The sequence below is a fragment of the Aminobacter sp. 01T433 genome, from assembly GCF_056398585.1.
This window is the reverse complement of the sequence record NZ_JBFTPR010000053.1, coordinates 1-2,337: the sequence shown is the minus strand read 5'-3', so window position 1 is coordinate 2,337 and position 2,337 is coordinate 1. Positions and strand designations below refer to the sequence as shown.

The window sequence follows — 2,337 nt, the reverse complement described above, 5'->3', positions numbered from 1 at the left end:
CCGTTGGCGCGTAGATAGGCGAGCAATTCGAGCATCGGCTGGTAGACGAGTTCGGTGTAGGGGCGCTTGAACCGACCATCACGCGCGGTCGCGATCCAATCGGTAACGATCTTTTGGAACTCGTCGCTGGTCATCCCGGCGTGCGTCGCCATGATGAGTTCCATCAGGCCTTTTTCGCCAGCTGCTGCGAGCGCCTTCATGTCGCCTTGAAGCACCGCCTGGAACGGCTGGGTGGTTGCCCATTCGGGATGGTTCTGCGCCTCGGCCTTGACCCGATCGAGCGCGAAGGCAAGCTGGACGTACATGGGTTGCTCGATCCACAGCGTACCGTCATTGTCGAATACAGCAATGCGTTCGGGCTCCGGCACGAAGTCGGGCGAACCCGCCTTGGTCACTTTCTCGACAAAGGCAACGATCGCTGCCTTTGGGCCGGTGTCATTCCATGACGGCAGGGGATCGGTCTGGGCCTGCGCAAATGCCACCGCAAATAATGCGTAAAGTCCAATGAGCGCTCCGCCTACGAATTTGGAGAATGCGTGCATCTTGAACTCCCCATCGTTGATGTGGTTCGGTGCGGGATGCTGCCGGAAGGCACCTGGCATCGGACGCCCCGGTGACGGGGCGTCCGGCATTGGCGGGGCGCGTCAGTCGTGACCTGTCTTCATATCTTTGACCTGCTGCATCACCTGCTCCAGATTGTAGCTGGCAGGGTCCTGAAGCGGCGGATAGGCGATGTAGCTCTCGAGATGCTTCAGCCACAACTGCTGGCCGATKGGCAGGATGTTCCAGTCATAGACATAGGCCGTCGACGGAGAGGCGATGGAGCCGGCCATACCGAAGAGCGTCTTGATCTGTTGGCCGACCGAGGTTTCGAACGGATCGCGCTTGATGTTGACAACCTGCGTCCAGGAGTAKGGCTGCACACCATGAATGAACCCAGCCGGATCGTCGGAGACCATGGCGAAATACATCTTCCAGTTCTTGTAGCGGACTGCCGACGGCTCCTTGCCGGAATAGTACAGGAAAGAGTCGCGCGCGGAGGGTGACTTGCCTTCCAGGAARTCACGCTGATCGATCCCGTCGAGCGTGGTCTTGACGATCCCWGGATACTTGCCAGCCTCGATCTCTTTYTTCARCCCGTCGCCCTTGGGSCCGCCGGCGATGTCGACRAGSGTSGGCAGCCAGTCCAGCGAGGCGAAGATGTCGTTCTTKACCGTKCCRGGYTCGATGTGTCCKGGCCAGCGCACGACCAGCGGGGCACGCATGCCGCCTTCCCAGGTGCTGAGCTTTCCGCCCTTGAACGGGGTCGTGCCRCCATCTGGGAARGTGATCGTCTCGGCGCCGTTGTCGGTGGTGAAGACGACAATCGTGTTGTCGAGCTCGCCCATCTCTTCCAGTTTCTTCAGCACGTAGCCGATGTTGTCGTCCATCTGCTTCATGCCGGCTTCGTTRATGCCCCAGTCCTTGCCGCCGGGCTCACCGACCATGTTCAAATATTTGTCCGGCAATACGGTCGTGATGTGCATGCGCGCCGGGTTGTACCAGACAAAGAATGGCTTCTTGGTCTTTTTCGGATCGTTCCTATCGAGGAAGTCGATGACCTTGCCGGAAATTTCCTCGTCGACGGTCTTGGACCGCTCCAGTGTCAGCGGCCCCTCATCCTTGCAGGATTGATTTGCCGGGGATCCGTCGGAGGAYGTGCACGCGAGCATCGGACGCGGCGGCGTAAGGCATGTCGTCGTTTTGGCATCGACTGCCGTGGGATCCACCGCAAGTCCTGGGATCGGCGTGTTCTTGCAAGGCGGCGCGATCCCCTGCTCGGTTGGTGTCTTGTTGATGTCTGGGAAGCTCACCCCCTGCATGGCGTCGAGGTGATAGAGGTAGCCCCAAAATTCCTGGAACCCGTGCGCTGTCGGCAGGGATTCGGTGGTATCTCCGAGATGGTTCTTGCCGAACTCGCCTGTCGAGTAGCCGAGATCRTAGAGGAACTTGGCGAGGTGAGGCGTACCGGCCCGCAGGTAGGATGGGCTTCCGGGAATTTCCGGCAGGACCATGCCGACCCGCACCGGCTGCATGCCGGTGATGAAGGCGGTGCGACCAGCCGTGCAACTCTGCTCGGCATAATAGGTCATGAAYTTCGCACCCTCGTGGCCGATGCGATCGATATTGGGCGTCTCCCCAACCATCAGGCCCTGATGGTAGATGCTCGGCTGCATCCAGCCGATGTCATCACCCATGATGAACAGAATGTTCGGCTTGGTTTGTTCCTGCGCCTGGACCATCGAGGTGCTGCTTAAAAGCGCGGCGGCCATGGCCGTTGCCGCTGCAACACAGGCT

Annotated in this window: 2 protein-coding genes; both read right to left on the bottom strand. The window is 59.8% G+C overall.

Annotated features, from left to right (window positions below):
* A partial coding sequence (locus AC1DLV_RS30210; protein WP_476836346.1) for an HAD family hydrolase occupies window positions 1-542 on the bottom strand: 542 nt, incomplete at its 3' end.
* A 102-nt stretch (window positions 543-644) separates the two neighbouring features.
* The gene (locus tag AC1DLV_RS30205; protein WP_476836345.1) at window positions 645-2,312 is read right to left on the bottom strand and encodes an arylsulfatase; all 1,668 of its coding nucleotides are present in this window, start codon (window positions 2,310-2,312) and stop codon (window positions 645-647) included.
* Window positions 2,313-2,337: the final 25 nt, after the last annotated feature.